Raw genomic sequence first — 16,723 nt, forward strand, 5'->3', positions numbered from 1 at the left:
ACAAAATGCACCAACTTCTCCACTGGAAATTAAACGCAATGTTTAGTACACTATATGTAATAATCATAGGCGATGGAGTTCGCCATAACCGCTGCTTAGCTAATGACTCCTACCAGTATAACTACTGGTAGGAGTCTATTTTTTTGAGCAAGCTATTTAAAGAGGTGAGAAAATTGATTTATATTATCGTTGGCATCGCCGGCATATTAGGAGCCCTTTCCCGCTATTATTTAGGTCTTACTATTCATACATTTTGGCATCATTCTTTTCCATTAGCTACATTACTCATTAACTTAGCCGGCTGCTTCTTATTAGCATGGCTAACTACGTATATCGCCCGGCTAAACATCTTACCTTCAGAGGTTATCACAGGCATCGGGACTGGATTCATCGGTTCCTTTACGACGTTTTCAACATTTAGTGTAGAAACTGTGCAATTAATCAATCATTCTGAATGGAGCACGGCTTTCTTATATGTATCATGTAGCATACTTGGCGGCCTCATTATGTCTAGTCTTGGCTATACACTAGGTGATTTCTTAATTAAGAAACATCTTACGGAAGGTGATCGCTTATGATGGAAGCTTTATTAGTGGCAACTGGAGGGTTTTTCGGTGCGATTACACGATTTGCAATTAGCAATTGGTTTAAAAAAAGAAATAAAACACCCTTTCCAATTGCTACATTCCTTATTAATATAACAGGAGCATTTTTACTCGGGTATATAATTGGCAACGGAGTCTCTACAGGATGGCAATTATTATTAGGAACTGGATTTATGGGCGCATTCACCACATTTTCGACACTTAAATTAGAGTCCATTCAGCTTCTCAATCGCAAAAAAATTTACACATTCCTTTTATATTTAAGTACTACTTACATAATTGGTATCCTATTCGCATTCCTTGGAATGAAGCTCGGTGGAATATAAAAAAGCGACTCTATTGAGTCGCTTTCTTTCATAAGAAGTATGTCCCGCCATATGGAATGGAAAATAAAGTGAAACTTTAATCAGTGGGGGTTTTGTTCTTACCCACTGATTATTAGCCTTCACCAATCGGGCGTTTACGGGCAGTTGATCTCCCACCTAACTTCTTTGCTCCTGCCAAAGTAATAGCCGATCCTACTTGTCTTTCAGGATAACAATAATGATTCACCATGATTCAGCTCACTTTTTATTTTTCTTCCCTATCGTATGTTTCTATTTCATGGCAAGTGTTTTATTACGCTGTCTTTTTTCGAAGCACCGAGAAAAGAGCCACAAACAAAATTGCAACAATTCCAGTGAAGGTAAATAAATATGCTAACGGAATTAAGTAAAATGGCTCCACTAAAGTTCCGTCTGGTTTTACTTCCGAACCAATTACATTAAACATAATGATGCATAACACTCCTAAAAATATTGGACTAGAAGCTAATAAATATTTTTTCATAATATATTCTCCTTTGATTTCACAATTAATTTATCTGCATTCCTTTTTACTATTCTCAATACCATCATAATAAGCCCACTAACATTTTAAGTCAACAACTTTTTATTGTTTTACAATAAAAAGTTGTTGTTAAACATAATAAAAAAAGGCTATAGACAATGATCGTCTATAGCCTTTTCACTCCATTATTTCGTTCTAAAATATTCCTTCTGGAACATGCACATTCTTATCGCATTATGGTAGTTTCCATCAACGAAAAACTCGTCGAGAAGTTCTCCTTCTACCATAAATCCAACCTTTTTATAAACATGTACAGCCTTTTCATTCTCTTTATCAACAACTAAATAGAGTTTATGCATATTTAATACAGAAAAAGCGTAATCCATCGCTAAACGCGTCGCTTCCGCTGCATAACCATGTCCTTGATAATTCGGATCAATAATAATCTGGAATTCAGTTCTTCGATGAATATAATCAATTTCCACTAACTCAACTAATCCAACCATCTCATTATCTTTCTCCAGGATAAAACGGCGTTCACTTTGATCGTGGATATGTTTATCATATAAATCCTTTAGTTCTACAAAAGCCTCATACGGCTCTTCAAACCAATAAGACATAATATGTGCGTTATTATTAAGTTCGTGCACGAACTTTAAATCTTCCCGTTCTAAAGGACGTAACTTTAATTCCTGACTCATTTCTATAACCTCCAAGTAAAATAACCTCTTCACTTAATTTCTCAATTTTTTTCGATTTCAAACGCCCTAATTACATTGTAAACCTTCAAGTAACTTGAAGGTCAAGGTACAAAAAGTAGTGCAAACTTATGTCTGCACTACTCTTTTCTCAAATCTCTCATATTCGATATGTATAAAGCAATAACTAAAACAAGAATGGATCCCGCATATAATAACGTCTCCATCGGTTCCTCATGAGATACAATAATTAATCTAATTAAAGCCGTAATTCCGATATAAATAAAATAACGTAACGGAAAATGATAATTCGATTTGAAATACTTAATAATTAATGCGATAAACTCGAAGTATAAGAAATAGACGATAATACTTTCAACTAATTTATAAGATGTATACTTCTTCGTCGAAAATATGTATTGAATAAAAGTAATCGTTTCATTAATTAAAAAGATAGATAAGACAATGGATAATATGATTAGAGCTATATTTAATATCCACTGCAAGACACTAGCAATAAAATGATCGATGTTAAATGATTTCATTTTCTCTTTAAACTCCCCTTCGTATAAGTACTTGTTCATTATAGCAAACTTACAATTATAGGAGTGTTAAATCATATATGATCGTCCTCTTTCACTATCACCATTAGGATATCTTTGCTTAATATAGTTGCCTCCCCAATCGCAAAGTACTTTTAAAACTTCTTTTAATGATTGTCCCTGTTTCACTCAACTTTCGGTGGTACTTGATTGTATACTTTTCTAGACACAAGCCCATCTTTTTCAAGCTCTTTCAATTGCTCAGTAAGCATTTTTTGCGTAATACCAGTTACCAATCGTTTTAACTCGCCCGTTAATGCGGGATAAAAATCAAACGACTTTATTATCTCTATACAAATAGGGATTAGCAAATAATGTTACTATAACCTCAAAAAAAGAAATCTTATTTTAACTTTCCTATTGATAGGTTAACACGATAATTCCCGTACTCTAATAGTCGTCCTAGAAATTTATCTAAGTCTTCATTGGAAGCAAAATGTGTTTTTAATAAATAACATCCGTCACCACTTATACGGTCTACTTCAGAAATCCCTTCTTCTTTTTGAAAGAAATTCATAAACTCTTGATGATTAGCTGTTGTTACGAATAAAGTAACAAATGCAGTCACTACTTGTCCTAATTTGATTCGGTTTATTGCGATTGTATATTGTTCAATAATCCCTAAATCCTCTAATCTTCGAATTCGATTTCCTACAGCCTGCCCCGTCATATGTATTTTTTGACCAAGTTCTTTCCATTGTATTCTTGAGTTTTCTCCTAATAATTTCAGTATCTCAAAATCTGTTTGATCAATGATATAAACCAATCCTTTCATCGTGAAAGTAGAAAGTCAGAAAGTGTTTCGCCAACTTATTCTGCTTGTCGATACAATTCACTATACTTAGTTTATCCTCTTACATCACATTGTTTATCAGTTATATTTACTTATAACACAGAGGACGCAACAAAAAAATACATCTAGATTTAAAGGAGGTTACAAATATGTTATTACAAGAGATTTTATCGTTCAATGAACAATTTGTAGAAAATAAAGAATACGCTCCTCGTGAAGCGACAAAACTGCCTAAAAAACGTATGGTTGTTGTTTCTTGCATGGACGCTCGTTTAATTGAGCTACTTCCAAAAGCTTTAGATATACACGATGGTGATGCAAAAGTTATCAGAAATGCAGGTGGTAAAATTGCCTCTGCTTTCGATAGTGTTATGCAAAGTGTTGTCGCATCAGTATATGATCTAAATGCAGATGAAATCTTCCTTATCGGACACCAAAGATGTGGTGCGAGCCAAACTAATCCAAAAGGAACACTTCAAAAAATATTAGATCGTGGAGTAGCTTCACCAGAAATTTTATCAGCGATTGAATATGCTGGTGTTGACCTTGAAAAATGGTTATTTGGATTCGATGATGTCAACGGTTCAACTCAAGCTAATGTTGATTTAGTAAGAAATCATCCACTTATTCCAAAAGATGTTCCTGTACATGGTTTAGTTATTGATCCTCACACAGGTAAATTAGATTTAATAGTTGATGGATATAAAGCATTAAATGGTATGAAAAATTAATTATTACTTAAATGAAGGGAAGTTATTAGATATGAATAGACAAGAAGCTACGCAAAAAATTATGGTAGCAAAAATTGCAAAAGGTTTAACATGGGAAGAAATTTCAAAAGTAAGTGAAAACTCTGAGACTTGGGTTGTAACAGCGTTATTAGGACAAGCTACAATGACACGTCCAGAAGCAGAAAAAATCGGTAAACTATTAGAATTAGATGAAGAAGTAGTTCAAGCATTAACAGTAGTTCCACTTAGAGGTCAAGTAATGCAAATGCCTCCTACTGACCCAATCTTATATCGATTATATGAAATGATGTTACAATACGCACCAACTCTTAGAGAATTAATCCTAGAAAAAGCTGGCGAAGGTGTAATGAGTGCAATTAACTTCAATCTAGGTGTGGACACACAAGAAGATCCAAAAGGTGGCGACCCTCGTATCGTGATTACACTTAACGGGAAATTCTTACCGTTCCGTACATGGTAATTAATTAAAAATCTATCTATATAATTAAAGTAATTTTATAGATTTACAAAATCCATCCTTTTTAATCTAGCTGTGTAGAAAGGATGGATTTTTACTATGAGATTCTTTTTATACAAGGGAGAATAATATGAATAAAAAATACGTCGATACGAGCTTTAGTATTCTACAGTGGTTTGTGTTTTTATTAGCAAATGCAATTGCATTGCCGATCATTATTGGTGGCATATTCCATTTATCAATAGAAGATATCTCAACATTAATGCAACGAACTTTTTTAGTTGTAGGAGTAAGTTCATTTATACAAGCATGGTTTGGGCATCGCTATCCCATAGCGGATGGGCCAGCCGGCTCATGGGTAAGTATATTTGTCATATTGGGACAAGTCGCTATGCATCAGGGACAAAGTGCAAAGGATGTATTACAACTTTTAGAAGGTGGATTAATTATTGCAGGTATATTACTCTTCGTCCTTGGTATAACAGGGCTTGTTCATCGAATTCTACGTTTATTTACACCCTTGGTTACAGGAACTTTTCTTTTAATATTATCTCTTCAGCTTAGTGGTGTGTTACTAAAAGGAATGATGGGATTACAAGGAGCTGTAACTCATCCTGATTATACAACGGCTGCTATTGCGCTCTTTGTTTTTGCCCTTATTACTTTCTTATCAATTAAAGGGAACGAATGGATGAAAAGTTACGCTGTGTTACTTGGAATTTCATGTGGTTGGCTTTTGTATGCTGTATTAGGAAAATCATCTCATATGCCTTCACACACACCGCTAGTTAAGTTACCAGAGCTATTTTCTTGGGGCACACCTAGATTAGATATTGGAATGGCTCTAACTGCAACTTTATTTACATTTCTTTTAGTTGCAAATACAATCGCTGCTATTTCGGCTGTAAAACAAGTGGCTCCGTTATCTAAAGAAAATGAAAAGCAAATACTGAACCGCGGCGTGTGGGCCGGAGGTATATCGCATATTATCTCGTCGTTGTTTTCTACAATTGGAATTGTACCATTACCTGCATCAGCAGGATTTATTCAACTAACAGGACAAAGAAAAGTGAAGTCGTTCCTTATAGCAAGTCTTATATTAGCAGGAATTTCTTTTATTCCTTCAATTGTAAACTTTATATCCTTGCTACCAGGTCCTATTGCTAATGCCGCACTTTTAGCAACATTTGTCCAAGTAATAGGCATTTCATTTCAATCCATTTTACGTGAAGAATTAAATCAACGCCGATTAACTATATTAGGAATTTCATTATTAATCAGTTTGGGAATAATGTTTCTTCCAGAAAGTGCATTTAGCAGAATTCCTTCTTCCTTACAATATGTTTTAAGTAATGGATTACTTGTGGGTACCATGCTTGTCATTCTACTGGAACAGTTTTGGAAAGAGTAAAATTTGTGACTAAGTAAAAAAGCGCCCTGCTCACAGGGCGCCTTTTTATACCTAATGGCTAATACTAGCAGTTGGGTATAATGTTGTTCCTCCAATTGAAACTTTTATTTCATTTGTTAATGGAACATTTTGTTCATTAATAATTGTTCTCCACCATTCCCATGCAAGACCAGTACATTCTCTTGCTACGATTTTTATATTTTTTGAATTTGGTGGAAGAGGGATAACTGTAGAGTAATGAGCCGTTTTGTCTTTGCCGCTACCATCCCATGTTTTATGTGTTAGTACTTCTTTACCATTTTGATCAAATGTGAATTCATCCCAAGATACATCAAATTGCGCAACGTAAGCACCGTAATGATCCAGTGTCATTTTAGCACTTGAATATTCTGTAGTTGTCGTCTCGATATAATCTGTATTGTTATGAACAGCAGCAGTTGCATTATCTTTTAAAAAAGTACTTGTATATGAAATTGGGTATGCTGGATTTTTAAGACTTAATTCAGCATTATCTTTAATGATATTTCGGATTTCATTGAAATCTTTAGTAACAACCTTGTTATGCTCTTTCGCATCTCCGCCTAATACTACAGCAGTAAAGGTACTTTCTTCAAAAATATCTTTGTACTGTCCATTCGTTTCGACGCTGTTATTCTTAAGTAAGGCTTTAAAAGCAGCTTGTACATCTTTGCTCTTAGATGTTGTTTCTAATTTTACATAAACAGTTCTACCATAAGCTACATTCGAGACCATAACAGGTGGGGCCGAATTACTTACACCTTTACGAGTTAACTCACCAAAAGTAACACTATTATCAAAAAGATCGGATGGATTGTTAGGTAGTTCAGCACTTACGGTATAAAATATTTGCTTATATGCCGCTACCATCACTTTTTTCTCTCCATTTGCAACCGCATTAAAATCAATGTTTAGACTGTTATCAAGATATTTGGCGTTAACGTTAAGGGCACTTGCGATTTGTGATTTACTATAAACCATAGATTCTGTATACTGCATTCTTGCGGGTAACGTATGTGTTTTAGAATACTTTTCATTCCAAGTAGATACTAAATCATCTACTGCTCCAGCCACATTACCATATGTCGGATTTTGGACAGTAATTGTATTTTCTTTTCTCATGCCAGGTAAGTCTATACTAATATTCAAAGGCTTTCTCTTAGCCACTAATAAACTCGGTTGATTGTCTGCAAAAGCTTTATTTGCAAGTTGTACCGCTCCTGGATACGTACGATTCACCACAGAATCAATAATCGAAATATCGACTGGTGAAGTTGTAAGTGATTTTTTCTCGCGTTCCACTACTACAAATTTACCATTTGAATTGATACTTTCTTTCGGAACAAAGCTCTCTACTTTATCACCATTTACAGCTAAAACCTCTTGATTATTATATTTAAGATTTGCTATACCAGTATCAATGCCACTAGCATTTTTGGTTACATCAGTTGCATTACCTACTTGTGTTTCTGCGAAGGAAATAGATGAATAATTAATAGTGCATAGACTAACTAATAAACACGCAAGGAACTTTCTTCTTTTAGTGTTTTTCTTAATATTCAGAAAAATCACCCCGTTCTTTTTTTAGTAAGATATGATAATGATTGATAAATGATAGCTAACTAATAAACCTACATAAATGCTTTCAAAAGTTCTTGAATTAACGGGATTACGCCACCTACAAATTTCAAAACTGCCATTGCGATTTCCATATTATTTCCTCCTTTTTTATTGCTACGAAAATGTGATTTATCTTTATGCCCTCATTATAGTGACCCCTTACACTTTTATCAATACACTCTTATATGCAATATTACATACAAAAAAAACAAGCTGAATTCTTATAAAAAGTTATACAGAGATAAATTTTCCGTTTGGTAAATACTTGAAAACACGAAGCGTTCCTTTGCATTTCATGAGTAATTTACAAGTTTATTGTTGGAAGCATCGCAGGACCGGAAGTAATGAAATACATGTAGGACTGTTACGAGCAGCCAGAAATATTAAGAGTTATCATGGGCAACCGCATTAAAAAAAGCTGCTGCCTATAAAATACAGACAGCAACTTCAACTAGAGTAGCTGGCATGATTTACACAAGCTACAGTATTTTTTTGACATACTCATTTTTCACATTTTGTAACTAATAAACAGCGATTGGCCCATAAGGACCTTTGATAATTTCAATTTTCGTTTCAAAAATATCTGTTAAAATTGTTGGGTCCATAACCTCTTCTACTGTTCCAAAAGCAGCAATTTGTCCATCCTTCATAGCACAAATTTTATCCGAATATTTGGCTGCAAAATTTATGTCATGCATAACAGTCAAAATTGTTCTTCCAAATTCATTAGCTGCACGTCTCAAATGCTCCATCATTTGAACAGAACGAGCAACATCAAGGTTGTTCAGAGGCTCGTCCAAAAGTACATATTCAGTCTCTTGGCACAATACCATCGCTACATATGCCCTTTGTCTTTGACCACCAGAAAGCTCATCTAAATATCTATTCTCTAAATTAGTTAAATCTAGGAAATCGATATATTTAGAAATAATAGCTTCATCCTCTTTAGTTAATCTTCCCTTTGAATAAGGAAAGCGCCCAAATCCAACTAATTGTCTAACAGTAAGCCTAGTTACAAAATGATTCTCTTGTCGCAATATAGTCAAAACTTTTGCTAAGTCTTTTGATTTGGATTCAGAAACATCCATATTTGCTACCTGAATTTGGCCTTCATCCATATCTAAAAGTCTTCCAATCATCAATAGTGTCGTTGACTTTCCAGCGCCATTTGGTCCAATTAAAGAAGTAAAGCCCGCTTTTGGTATTTCAATATCCAAAGGTCCTATTTTCACCTTATCAGTATAGAACTTTTTAACATTATCAATTTTTATCATAAAGCCCTCTTCCTTAAAACTATAGTTAAGAATATTATTCCACCAAATAATTCAATAATAACTGAAACTACACCTTGAGCATGGAATACATGATACATTAAAAAGTATGCACTCGTCATTATCAAAAATCCTATTGCAAAAGCCATTGGAAAAATATATCTATGATCATAAGTTGACGCCGCCTGATAACTCAAAGTTGCTACTAAAAAGCCGTAGAAAGTAAGTGGCCCAATTAGAGCTGTTGAAATGGACATCAAAATAGCAACTAATACAAGCGTATAAATTACACTAGGTTGATATTTAACTCCAAAAGAAGTAGCAACATCCTTTCCTAGTGACAAAACATTCAAATTCTTAGAATGAGCAAAAATTAATACTGCTACAATTATGATCATAGGAATTACAATAGGAAAATATGCAGGATCTGCGTGATTAACAGAACCAAATAATTTCGCTTGTAAAATATCAAACTCTGAAGGCGCAAGTAGCTTTCTCATAAAAGTTGACACAGAATTTAGTCCGGTACCAATAATAATTCCAACTAAAAGCATAAGTTGTAAATTCCCGTATTTACCGGAAAGTAACCATCCATAAAGTATCAAACTCATGAAGACCATAACAACAACTTGTAATACAAACGATCCAATTCCATTAAAGTTTATTAATGCACTAGCACCAAAGAAGAATATTGTACTCGTATGAATTGCTGAATAAAGTGATTCGAAACCTAAAAGCGAAGGAGTAATAATCTTATTGTTCGTAATAGATTGGAAAGCAACTGTCGACAAGCTATGACAAACTGCAGCAATAATCATCGCAACAATGGCTATTATCCTTCTCTTAACAACTGGGATAAAAGAAGGTGAATCTATCGGAACTGGATTGTTATAAACTAAAAGTCCATATGAAGAAAGGAGACCTAAAGCGATCAATGTTATCAGTACAATCCAATAACGTCTTGCTTCCTTCTTAGAACGAAAAGCGCTAGCTGATCTACTTTCATTATGAAGGCTAGAATCGATTTCGACATTTTCTTTATTTCTATAGTCTAATGTGATCATCGCAGCCTCCTTGGTTTTCTTTTTCTCAATAAAATAGTAATAAATACGACTGCTCCCACTGTTGCAAGTATTAAAGAAACAGGTACTTCAAAAGGCTTTATAATTGTTCGAGAAATGATGTCACAGGCAGTTATTGTCCCCATTCCGATCACACATACCCAAGGTAAATTACTCCTAAGATCATCTCCCCTAAACATTGAAACAATGTTTGGAACAATTAATCCCAAGAAAGGTAAGTTTCCAATAACAGCTGCAACAATTCCAACTGCAACAGAGATAAGGCCAGTCCCAAAAAGAACAATTCTATTGTAATTAACTCCAAGGCTTGTTGCGACATCTTCTCCTAGTCCAGCTAGAGTCAATCTATTAGCATACATAAAAATAAGCACAGTAACGATAACAATCAGCCATAAATATTCATATCTTCCCACCTGAACGGTAGCAAATGAACCTACGAACCAAGTTTCAATACTTTGCGTCATTTGAAAAAGGAGTCCCAAAAAAGTAGACACTGCAGAAATAACTGCTCCAAGCATCAATCCAATAATCGGAACAATTAAAGACGAACGAAGTTTAACTCTTCTTAAAAATAGAAAGAAAATCATAGTTCCTATAAAAGAAAAAATGATTGCACCAGTCATTCTTTGAACTAACGTCGGGGCAGGAAATAATAAATATACAAAAAGCAGGCCTAAGCCTGACCATTCAATAGTCCCCGTTGTAGTAGGTTCAACAAAACGATTCTGTGTAATTAATTGCATTACGAGCCCTGCCATCGCCATTGCGGCTCCAGTAAGCATTAATGCAACTGTTCTCGGAACACGAGTTATGAAAAACATCTCCATTCCGTCCTCTTGTCCACGTATATCATAAACTCCAGTAAACAGTGATATACTCCCTAAAATTATAACAACTATAATCGCTATTATAAAAGGTTTTGTCCATATTTTATTGTGATTATAAAACTGGGGTTGAGAAATATTCTCAACCCTAGAAATCATATTTTTTGACACTGTTTCGTACTCCTTTACACTACTTAGCTAAAGTTTTTGCGATATTTCCAAATAACTCTATATAAGTCTCAATTGATTCATTTGTGTAAGTATCTGCTGGTGCATAAATAACTTGTTTTTTAGAAACAGCAGTTGTATTTTGAAGAGCAGGTGATTTAGAAATAACATCTTGAGCAGGAGCTGAAGTAGCAGCATCAGATGTTGCAGCATCACGATCTAATACGAAAAGCCAATCAGGATTTGTTTGTGCAATAGCTTCAACAGAAACGTCATCACCTTTATGACCTGCAGTAGAATTAGACACTTCTAGTGCTGGAGTCCAACCAAAAATTTCATACATTGGTCCCCAAACGCGACCAGAGTGTGGCGCAGCAAAACCAATATTCCCACCAGTAACGATAACACTCATAACTTTATCTTTTCCATTATAAGCAGATTTTGCATTTTCAATAGATTTATCAAAATCAGCTACTAATTGTTTAGCCTCTTTATCTTTATCAAAGATTTTCCCTAAAGTAGTTGTAGAATCTTTAAGTCCTTTTACTAAGTTTTCTCCAGGCTTAGTAGCTTTCTCAGAAACATCAACATTAAGATCAATAACAGCTGCATTTGGCACTAATTTTTTGATTTCTTCGTAATGGCCAGCAAATCTTTGACCAACGATTACAAGGTCAGGGTTTGCAGCTGCTATAATTTCAAGATTTGGTTCGCGGTGATTCCCAATATTTTTAACTGAATCATCTTTTTTATATGCTGAATCTGCAGGCATTACATCCTTTGGAGCAGCCGCTAATTTAATTCCCCAATCAGATAAAGTTTCAAAAGTTCTATTATCTAAAGCAACTACATTCTTTGGATTTACAGGGACTTTAACAGTTCCATGGGCATCAGTGATTTCAACCGTCTTTGGCTTATCACTACTATCACCTTTATTAGCTTTCGAAGTTTCCTTACTTGAATCTGAGCAAGCTACTAACATTAAAGTGAAAATTGCTAGAATACTTACTAATTTTAAAAGCATAGTTTTTTTCATACGTATACTCCTTATAGTGTAATTTATTTCGAAAATGATGACGTCCATAGATTAAATTAGATAGTAACCTTTATGCATCTAAATTGCTATTGATAATCATTTTCATTTGAACATCCTGTTAATAAGTATAGTCATTAATTATGTGAAAATCTTGTGAATGGTGTGAGTTAATAAAATTAAACATACATTAGATACAGTCTCATCTAATGCGCACCAGAGTCATCCCCCACACGTACTAATCAATAGATTAGGCACCTTATAAACCATGATTTCTACTGCAAAAAAAGTGCCCATTAATAGCTAATTTTTTCATAATCCATTGCCTGGTAGCAATCTTCTTTTTATAGTTTCCGTCTTTTAATATTTCACAGAAACTATTTGATTATCAGGTTTAATAGAAAAAACGAGTAAAACTGAATGAAACAGTTTTACTCGTTTTTTCTATTATGCTGGATATTGATTGTTATGAAAAACCGTACTTTACCTATTATCTTATTTTTATCATTCAATCATTGAATAGCCCCTGCCGTGTATTGTTTGAATATATCTGTCTTTCTTCTCGCACTTTAACTTTTTTCTTACATACCCAATATATAAGTCTACTACATTGGGATTTACTACTACGTTATATCCCCAAACTTGGTTCAAAAGCATTTCACGGCTCAATATTGTATTTTTATTCTTGATTAAAAATACAAGCAAATCGTACTCGCGCTTAGTAAGCGAGAGATTTTTACCACCTTTTTTTACAATATTACTAGATGCATCAACAAAGAGATCTTTAAACTGAAAAAAGGTTGTCTCATTTTGCTGGTTACAGTCACTTCTCCTTAAAATAGCTTGAACCCTTGCTACTAATTCTTCTTTCGCAAATGGTTTTCTTATATAATCATCTGCTCCTGCTTGTAACCCTGCTACGCAATCCTTACTAGAAATATTATCGGTTACAATAATTATCGGTGTCGTTTTAACAAGTCGTATTTGTCTACAAATTTCTGGTCCAGATATACTTAATGAATCCCAATCCAATACGATAATATCCCAATCTTCTTCATATATTATATTTAAACCTTGGTTTTCATTGTGAAGTTTTAAAATGAAATGGCCTTCTTGCGTCAAACCGCTTACGATTTTCTTTGCAAAAGACCGTTCATTCTTAATTACTAACACCTGCTTCACCGATGGTTCACCTCTACTTCAATATAACTTAGTTGGATAAAAAGTTATCCCCAAAAAATAATTTAAGATTTATAAATATTAAATACCTAAAAAAAGTCATTATAACAGCTTATTAGGAGAACTCTATATAATCTTACAATAGATATGGAGAAAAACACAAAATATATGAAGATTTAAATGAATATTTTTCAATCATTAAGGGGCAGCTATAGTATCTACCTGCTTATCATCAATAACTATTCATTCAGTTTCTGTTTCAAGGGCACCATCCTCAACTTAAGCATTTTATAAAACCACAAAACAAAAAAACTGTATTCTTTCTATTAAACCTGCCTTTTATACATTGAATCATTTTTTAAGATGTTCTTAAGATTGACTTTAATAGAGTTTAAGGTTGATCTCCTATAATGCAATTGTAGCAAGTTAACAAACAATGAAATAAGGAGAGATACAACATGAAAAATGTATTGAAATGGGGTTGTCTAACATTATTGATATTAACGATTTTGGGAGGCATTGGTTTATTTCCACTCGGGAAAACGCTTTGGGGAGCTGCAGATAAGATGGTTCAGGATCCTCCGAAAGAAGAATTAGTAACTGTAGATACACACCAATATTCTAACGAATATGTTCAAGATCCAACCGGTAGGAAATACGCTGGGAAAGTCGTTGAGATAGCTGGTGTGGTGAAAAAAGTAAATACAGATAACATTGAGCTAGAGGGCGAAAAGAAAATCAGTATAGATTTTCAAAAAGATGTAACAATTACTGATTTAACAGTTGGCGATACTGTTACTGTACGTGGGTTTGATGCAGGATACGATAAGGATAAAGATGAATTTTCAATTGTGAAAAGCATTATTATAAAATAATAATAAGAAAAGGCAGCCAAGATAAACTGCCTTTTCTTATTAGCAAAAATGAGAATTGATACAATGTTACACAAAGCTAGAAATAGGACAAGCTATTCTATTTGTAAATATTTTATTTATATCAGCTATTTTCAGTCGTTTTATGACGTATTTTTAGGCAATGAAATTGTAAATATCGTGCCTCTATCCAATTTACTATCGACGGTAATATTCCCATTATGTAATTCGATAATACGCTTAGAAATGGCTGCTGGACAAGGTTCTTCCGAATTAATTGGTTATGGTACAGCTGTTATTGTAAAGTAAGAAAACGTTATTACTACTAATAAAAGTGTTTCTAACAATAACCTTTGCCTTCCAAGCATAAGTTCCCTCAAATAAAAAAACAGGCTATTCTTTCTGTATATTTCTACAAAAAGAATAGCGCTTTTTTTGTAAATTAAAAAGTTATTTTAGTGTCTTTTTTACAAACAGAATAAAAATTAGCAGACTAATAAATCCAGATACAGCACAAACAATAAATATCATTTGATATCCCATGAGCTGTGAAACAAACCCTAAAAGAATAGCGCCTAAACCAATTCCTAAATCAAAAGCAGTAAAAAATGTCGCGTTTGCCACTCCTCTTTTCTCTGGTGGAGCTAATCGTAAAATTGCCACTTGAAGCGCAGGTTGTGCCGATCCAAATCCAATTCCGTACAAAATAGCTGTAATAACTAGTCCGACAACCCCATTTGTCATTGCTAGGACTAATAGTGCGACTATCAGTATAAAAAGCGCAGGAACAATAATGACTCCTTCTCCATGTTTATCGGATATCTTTCCCCCAAGTGGTCTAATTACGATAAGTGTAACAGCATAAACTAAGAAAAAAGTACCAGCATTAACTTGAATGTTTGCCGCAAACAGTGGTAAAAATGTTGTAATGCCACCAAAAGTGAAGGATAAGAAAAATGTAACAATAGCGGTTGGTAATACTGTTTTTTCAAAAAATGATATTGGCTTTTTTGATGTATATTGAACTGCTGGAATTTTTGTACCAAATGCAAGTATGAATGCAATAAGTGCTAATGCTGTGCATAGAAGAAATAGATAATGAAATGAAAATGATTTTACTACCCAAAGACCTAATATTGGTCCTAAAGCCATACCTAAAGTCATTGCAAGTCCATACCAGCCCATTCCTTCTCCGCGACGAGATGGTGGAATCACATCAGTCACAGCTGTGGAGATCGAAGTGGTACCAACTGCCCAGCTGATTCCATGAATGATACGTAATACCACTAAAAATGCAATTCCTGTTACCCAATCATAAAAATACATTGTAATTGCAAAAAATAGTAGTCCGCTTATTATAAATACGCGCCTGCCATATCGATCCATTAATCCTCCAACAATAGGACGGAAAATGACTGCCGATATTGTAAACACTCCAATAATAAATCCAACTTGCGATTCACTTCCACCTAATTGTTTAATAAACATAGGTAGTGTTGGCATTAATAAATAAAAACCACTAAATAGTAATAATGATGTAATTGTCAGCATTATATAGTTTTTCGTCCATAAACGTTCCATTGTAATGTAATCCTTCTTTCTATCGTTTGAATAACTTGAGAATGGAAAGTTCGCATCAATTGGGGTCTTAGCACTCAAAAGTAAAGAGATAAGTGAATAAAAAAAGCAGTACCACCGCTATAAAAGTGTTGGTACTGCTATATAGAAGTAACAAATATTTTTGTTACTTAAAACGTACTTGCTACTTTAATCGCTTTTTCAAGCCCTTCAGCAATAATATCTTCTGCTTTATCTGGGAATTGGTTGTGACCTTCAATTACTATTTTTTCTATATCTTTTGCACCGAAGAAGCTCATCATACTTGCTACATATTTAACAGCCATTTCCATTTCAGCTTTTGGTCCTTTAGAATATACACCGCCACTTGCGTTTAATAATGCAATTTTCTTATCTCCAATAAGACCTACTGGACCTTCTGGCGTATATTTAAATGTTTTGCCCGCACGGTTTAAGTAATCAATATATGTGTGTAGTACAGCTGGGATTGTTAAATTCCATAGCGGGAAACCAAATACAACTTTATCAGCTGCAAGGAATTGATCTAAATATTTATCAGCAACAGCTACTGCCTTTGCTTCTTCTGCTGTTAAATCAAATCCTCTACCAGACTTAAATGTACCGTTAATCATATCTACTCCTACATATGGCAATTCCTCATTGTATAAATCAAGCTCTACCACTGTATCATTTGGATGTGATTCTTTATAACTTGCTAAAAAAGCATAATATAATTTCACACTAACTGCTTGGTTTGCTGGACGATTGTTTGCTTTTACAAATAAAACTGTTGTCATGTTTTTTTCCTCCTATTACTCACTCTTACGTTTTTCTATATTTACTCATTAAAAAGAGTAACCTATTACTTTTATAACAAAAACAATATAGTCAACACAATTGACTTCATTATGTATTTTACAACAGCATTAAAA

19 protein-coding genes, 1 pseudogene and 1 riboswitch are annotated in these 16,723 nt (G+C 34.0%); of the genes and pseudogenes, 7 read left to right on the forward strand and 13 right to left on the reverse strand.

Annotation, left to right across the window (positions count from 1 at the left end; translation table 11 throughout):
• Positions 1-59 precede the first annotated feature (59 nt).
• Positions 60-119, forward strand: a riboswitch (Fluoride riboswitch).
• Between the two features lie 54 nt (positions 120-173).
• Together crcB (QCI77_RS25785) and crcB (QCI77_RS25790) are read left to right on the forward strand one after the other, a co-directional pair.
• Positions 174-578 carry a fluoride efflux transporter CrcB gene (gene crcB, locus QCI77_RS25785; RefSeq protein ID WP_341026432.1) on the forward strand — a complete coding sequence of 135 codons (405 nt, stop codon included), beginning with the start codon at positions 174-176 and terminating at the stop codon, positions 576-578.
• Positions 575-931, forward strand: coding sequence for a fluoride efflux transporter CrcB (crcB, locus tag QCI77_RS25790; RefSeq protein ID WP_002167412.1), 357 nt, complete (start codon positions 575-577; stop codon positions 929-931). The genes crcB (QCI77_RS25785) and crcB (QCI77_RS25790) overlap by 4 nt, the downstream gene beginning before the upstream one ends.
• 292 nt (positions 932-1,223) lie before the next feature.
• Here crcB (QCI77_RS25790) and QCI77_RS25795 read toward each other — a convergent pair whose 3' ends face one another.
• From QCI77_RS25795 to QCI77_RS25815, 5 genes and pseudogenes are all read right to left on the reverse strand, one after another.
• On the reverse strand, positions 1,224-1,436 hold the full coding sequence (locus QCI77_RS25795; RefSeq protein ID WP_181295495.1) for a DUF3955 domain-containing protein: 213 nt from the start codon (positions 1,434-1,436) through the stop codon (positions 1,224-1,226).
• Between the two features lie 182 nt (positions 1,437-1,618).
• Positions 1,619-2,134, reverse strand: coding sequence for a spermidine N1-acetyltransferase (gene speG / locus QCI77_RS25800; RefSeq protein ID WP_353825633.1), 516 nt, complete (start codon positions 2,132-2,134; stop codon positions 1,619-1,621).
• Between the two features lie 137 nt (positions 2,135-2,271).
• A complete protein-coding gene (gene psiE, locus QCI77_RS25805; protein ID WP_002089513.1) occupies positions 2,272-2,676 on the reverse strand; it encodes a phosphate-starvation-inducible protein PsiE in 405 nt (134 codons plus the stop codon).
• A 71-nt stretch (positions 2,677-2,747) separates the two neighbouring features.
• A pseudogene (locus QCI77_RS25810) lies at positions 2,748-3,044 on the reverse strand (winged helix-turn-helix transcriptional regulator).
• 32 nt (positions 3,045-3,076) lie between these two features.
• A complete protein-coding gene (locus tag QCI77_RS25815) occupies positions 3,077-3,508 on the reverse strand; it encodes an Lrp/AsnC family transcriptional regulator (RefSeq protein WP_353825634.1) in 432 nt (143 codons plus the stop codon).
• A 167-nt stretch (positions 3,509-3,675) separates the two neighbouring features.
• On the opposite strand from QCI77_RS25815, the gene QCI77_RS25820 reads away from it, so the two are divergent.
• The 3 genes from QCI77_RS25820 (at position 3,676) to QCI77_RS25830 (ending at position 6,146) form a co-directional block, all read left to right on the forward strand.
• On the forward strand, positions 3,676-4,257 hold the full coding sequence (locus tag QCI77_RS25820; protein ID WP_002129867.1) for a beta-class carbonic anhydrase: 582 nt from the start codon (positions 3,676-3,678) through the stop codon (positions 4,255-4,257).
• A gap of 31 nt (positions 4,258-4,288) precedes the next feature.
• On the forward strand, positions 4,289-4,738 hold the full coding sequence (gene cynS, locus QCI77_RS25825; RefSeq protein WP_113769683.1) for a cyanase: 450 nt from the start codon (positions 4,289-4,291) through the stop codon (positions 4,736-4,738).
• Positions 4,739-4,865: 127 nt separating this feature from the next.
• Positions 4,866-6,146 (forward strand): purine/pyrimidine permease, encoded by a 1,281-nt coding sequence (locus QCI77_RS25830; protein WP_353825635.1) that lies wholly within the window; start codon positions 4,866-4,868, stop codon positions 6,144-6,146.
• Positions 6,147-6,197: 51 nt separating this feature from the next.
• On the opposite strand, the gene alo is transcribed toward QCI77_RS25830, so the two are convergent.
• The 6 genes from alo to QCI77_RS25860 form a co-directional block, all read right to left on the reverse strand.
• The gene (alo, locus tag QCI77_RS25835; protein WP_002167407.1) at positions 6,198-7,736 is read right to left on the reverse strand and encodes an anthrolysin O/cereolysin O family cholesterol-dependent cytolysin Alo; all 1,539 of its coding nucleotides are present in this window, start codon (positions 7,734-7,736) and stop codon (positions 6,198-6,200) included.
• A 569-nt stretch (positions 7,737-8,305) separates the two neighbouring features.
• On the reverse strand, positions 8,306-9,058 hold the full coding sequence (locus tag QCI77_RS25840) for an iron ABC transporter ATP-binding protein (RefSeq protein WP_002089518.1): 753 nt from the start codon (positions 9,056-9,058) through the stop codon (positions 8,306-8,308).
• Positions 9,055-10,119: an iron chelate uptake ABC transporter family permease subunit gene (locus QCI77_RS25845; RefSeq protein WP_353825636.1), complete on the reverse strand. Its 1,065-nt coding sequence runs from the start codon at positions 10,117-10,119 to the stop codon at positions 9,055-9,057. Before QCI77_RS25845 ends, QCI77_RS25840 begins: the two co-directional genes overlap by 4 nt.
• A complete protein-coding gene (locus tag QCI77_RS25850) occupies positions 10,116-11,132 on the reverse strand; it encodes an ABC transporter permease (RefSeq protein ID WP_353825637.1) in 1,017 nt (338 codons plus the stop codon). The genes QCI77_RS25845 and QCI77_RS25850 overlap by 4 nt, the downstream gene beginning before the upstream one ends.
• Before the next feature lie 19 nt (positions 11,133-11,151).
• Positions 11,152-12,165: a siderophore ABC transporter substrate-binding protein gene (locus QCI77_RS25855; RefSeq protein WP_353825638.1), complete on the reverse strand. Its 1,014-nt coding sequence runs from the start codon at positions 12,163-12,165 to the stop codon at positions 11,152-11,154.
• A gap of 501 nt (positions 12,166-12,666) precedes the next feature.
• The gene (locus QCI77_RS25860; protein WP_353825639.1) at positions 12,667-13,344 is read right to left on the reverse strand and encodes a response regulator transcription factor; all 678 of its coding nucleotides are present in this window, start codon (positions 13,342-13,344) and stop codon (positions 12,667-12,669) included.
• Positions 13,345-13,799: 455 nt separating this feature from the next.
• Between QCI77_RS25860 and QCI77_RS25865 the strand changes: the two genes are divergently transcribed.
• Together QCI77_RS25865 and QCI77_RS30975 are read left to right on the forward strand one after the other, a co-directional pair.
• The gene (locus QCI77_RS25865) at positions 13,800-14,216 is read left to right on the forward strand and encodes an OB-fold protein (protein ID WP_353825640.1); all 417 of its coding nucleotides are present in this window, start codon (positions 13,800-13,802) and stop codon (positions 14,214-14,216) included.
• Between the two features lie 48 nt (positions 14,217-14,264).
• Positions 14,265-14,522: a hypothetical protein gene (locus QCI77_RS30975; protein WP_483298986.1), complete on the forward strand. Its 258-nt coding sequence runs from the start codon at positions 14,265-14,267 to the stop codon at positions 14,520-14,522.
• 141 nt (positions 14,523-14,663) lie between these two features.
• Here QCI77_RS30975 and QCI77_RS25875 read toward each other — a convergent pair whose 3' ends face one another.
• Together QCI77_RS25875 and QCI77_RS25880 are read right to left on the reverse strand one after the other, a co-directional pair.
• Entirely contained in the window at positions 14,664-15,794 is a 1,131-nt protein-coding gene (locus tag QCI77_RS25875; RefSeq protein WP_353825641.1) for an MFS transporter, read from the reverse strand.
• A gap of 167 nt (positions 15,795-15,961) precedes the next feature.
• Positions 15,962-16,588 carry an FMN-dependent NADH-azoreductase gene (locus QCI77_RS25880; RefSeq protein WP_353825642.1) on the reverse strand — a complete coding sequence of 209 codons (627 nt, stop codon included), beginning with the start codon at positions 16,586-16,588 and terminating at the stop codon, positions 15,962-15,964.
• Positions 16,589-16,723: the final 135 nt, after the last annotated feature.

This window comes from Bacillus cereus group sp. MG9, assembly GCF_040459995.1.
GTDB lineage: Bacteria > Bacillota > Bacilli > Bacillales > Bacillaceae_G > Bacillus_A > Bacillus_A mycoides.

What these genes read in the sequence shown, in the direction of transcription:
- QCI77_RS25840 (WP_002089518.1), bottom strand. Translation starts at nt 9,058, where the DNA reads ATGATAAAAATTGATAATGTTAAAAAGTTCTATACTGATAAGGTGAAA.
- crcB (WP_002167412.1), top strand. Translation starts at nt 575, where the DNA reads ATGATGGAAGCTTTATTAGTGGCAACTGGAGGGTTTTTCGGTGCGATT.
- QCI77_RS30975 (WP_483298986.1), top strand. Translation starts at nt 14,265, where the DNA reads ATGAGAATTGATACAATGTTACACAAAGCTAGAAATAGGACAAGCTAT.
- QCI77_RS25815 (WP_353825634.1), bottom strand. Translation starts at nt 3,508, where the DNA reads ATGAAAGGATTGGTTTATATCATTGATCAAACAGATTTTGAGATACTG.
- QCI77_RS25880 (WP_353825642.1), bottom strand. Translation starts at nt 16,588, where the DNA reads ATGACAACAGTTTTATTTGTAAAAGCAAACAATCGTCCAGCAAACCAA.
- cynS (WP_113769683.1), top strand. Translation starts at nt 4,289, where the DNA reads ATGAATAGACAAGAAGCTACGCAAAAAATTATGGTAGCAAAAATTGCA.
- psiE (WP_002089513.1), bottom strand. Translation starts at nt 2,676, where the DNA reads ATGAAATCATTTAACATCGATCATTTTATTGCTAGTGTCTTGCAGTGG.
- speG (WP_353825633.1), bottom strand. Translation starts at nt 2,134, where the DNA reads ATGAGTCAGGAATTAAAGTTACGTCCTTTAGAACGGGAAGATTTAAAG.
- QCI77_RS25845 (WP_353825636.1), bottom strand. Translation starts at nt 10,119, where the DNA reads ATGATCACATTAGACTATAGAAATAAAGAAAATGTCGAAATCGATTCT.
- QCI77_RS25875 (WP_353825641.1), bottom strand. Translation starts at nt 15,794, where the DNA reads ATGGAACGTTTATGGACGAAAAACTATATAATGCTGACAATTACATCA.
- QCI77_RS25830 (WP_353825635.1), top strand. Translation starts at nt 4,866, where the DNA reads ATGAATAAAAAATACGTCGATACGAGCTTTAGTATTCTACAGTGGTTT.
- QCI77_RS25865 (WP_353825640.1), top strand. Translation starts at nt 13,800, where the DNA reads ATGAAAAATGTATTGAAATGGGGTTGTCTAACATTATTGATATTAACG.
- QCI77_RS25855 (WP_353825638.1), bottom strand. Translation starts at nt 12,165, where the DNA reads ATGAAAAAAACTATGCTTTTAAAATTAGTAAGTATTCTAGCAATTTTC.
- QCI77_RS25820 (WP_002129867.1), top strand. Translation starts at nt 3,676, where the DNA reads ATGTTATTACAAGAGATTTTATCGTTCAATGAACAATTTGTAGAAAAT.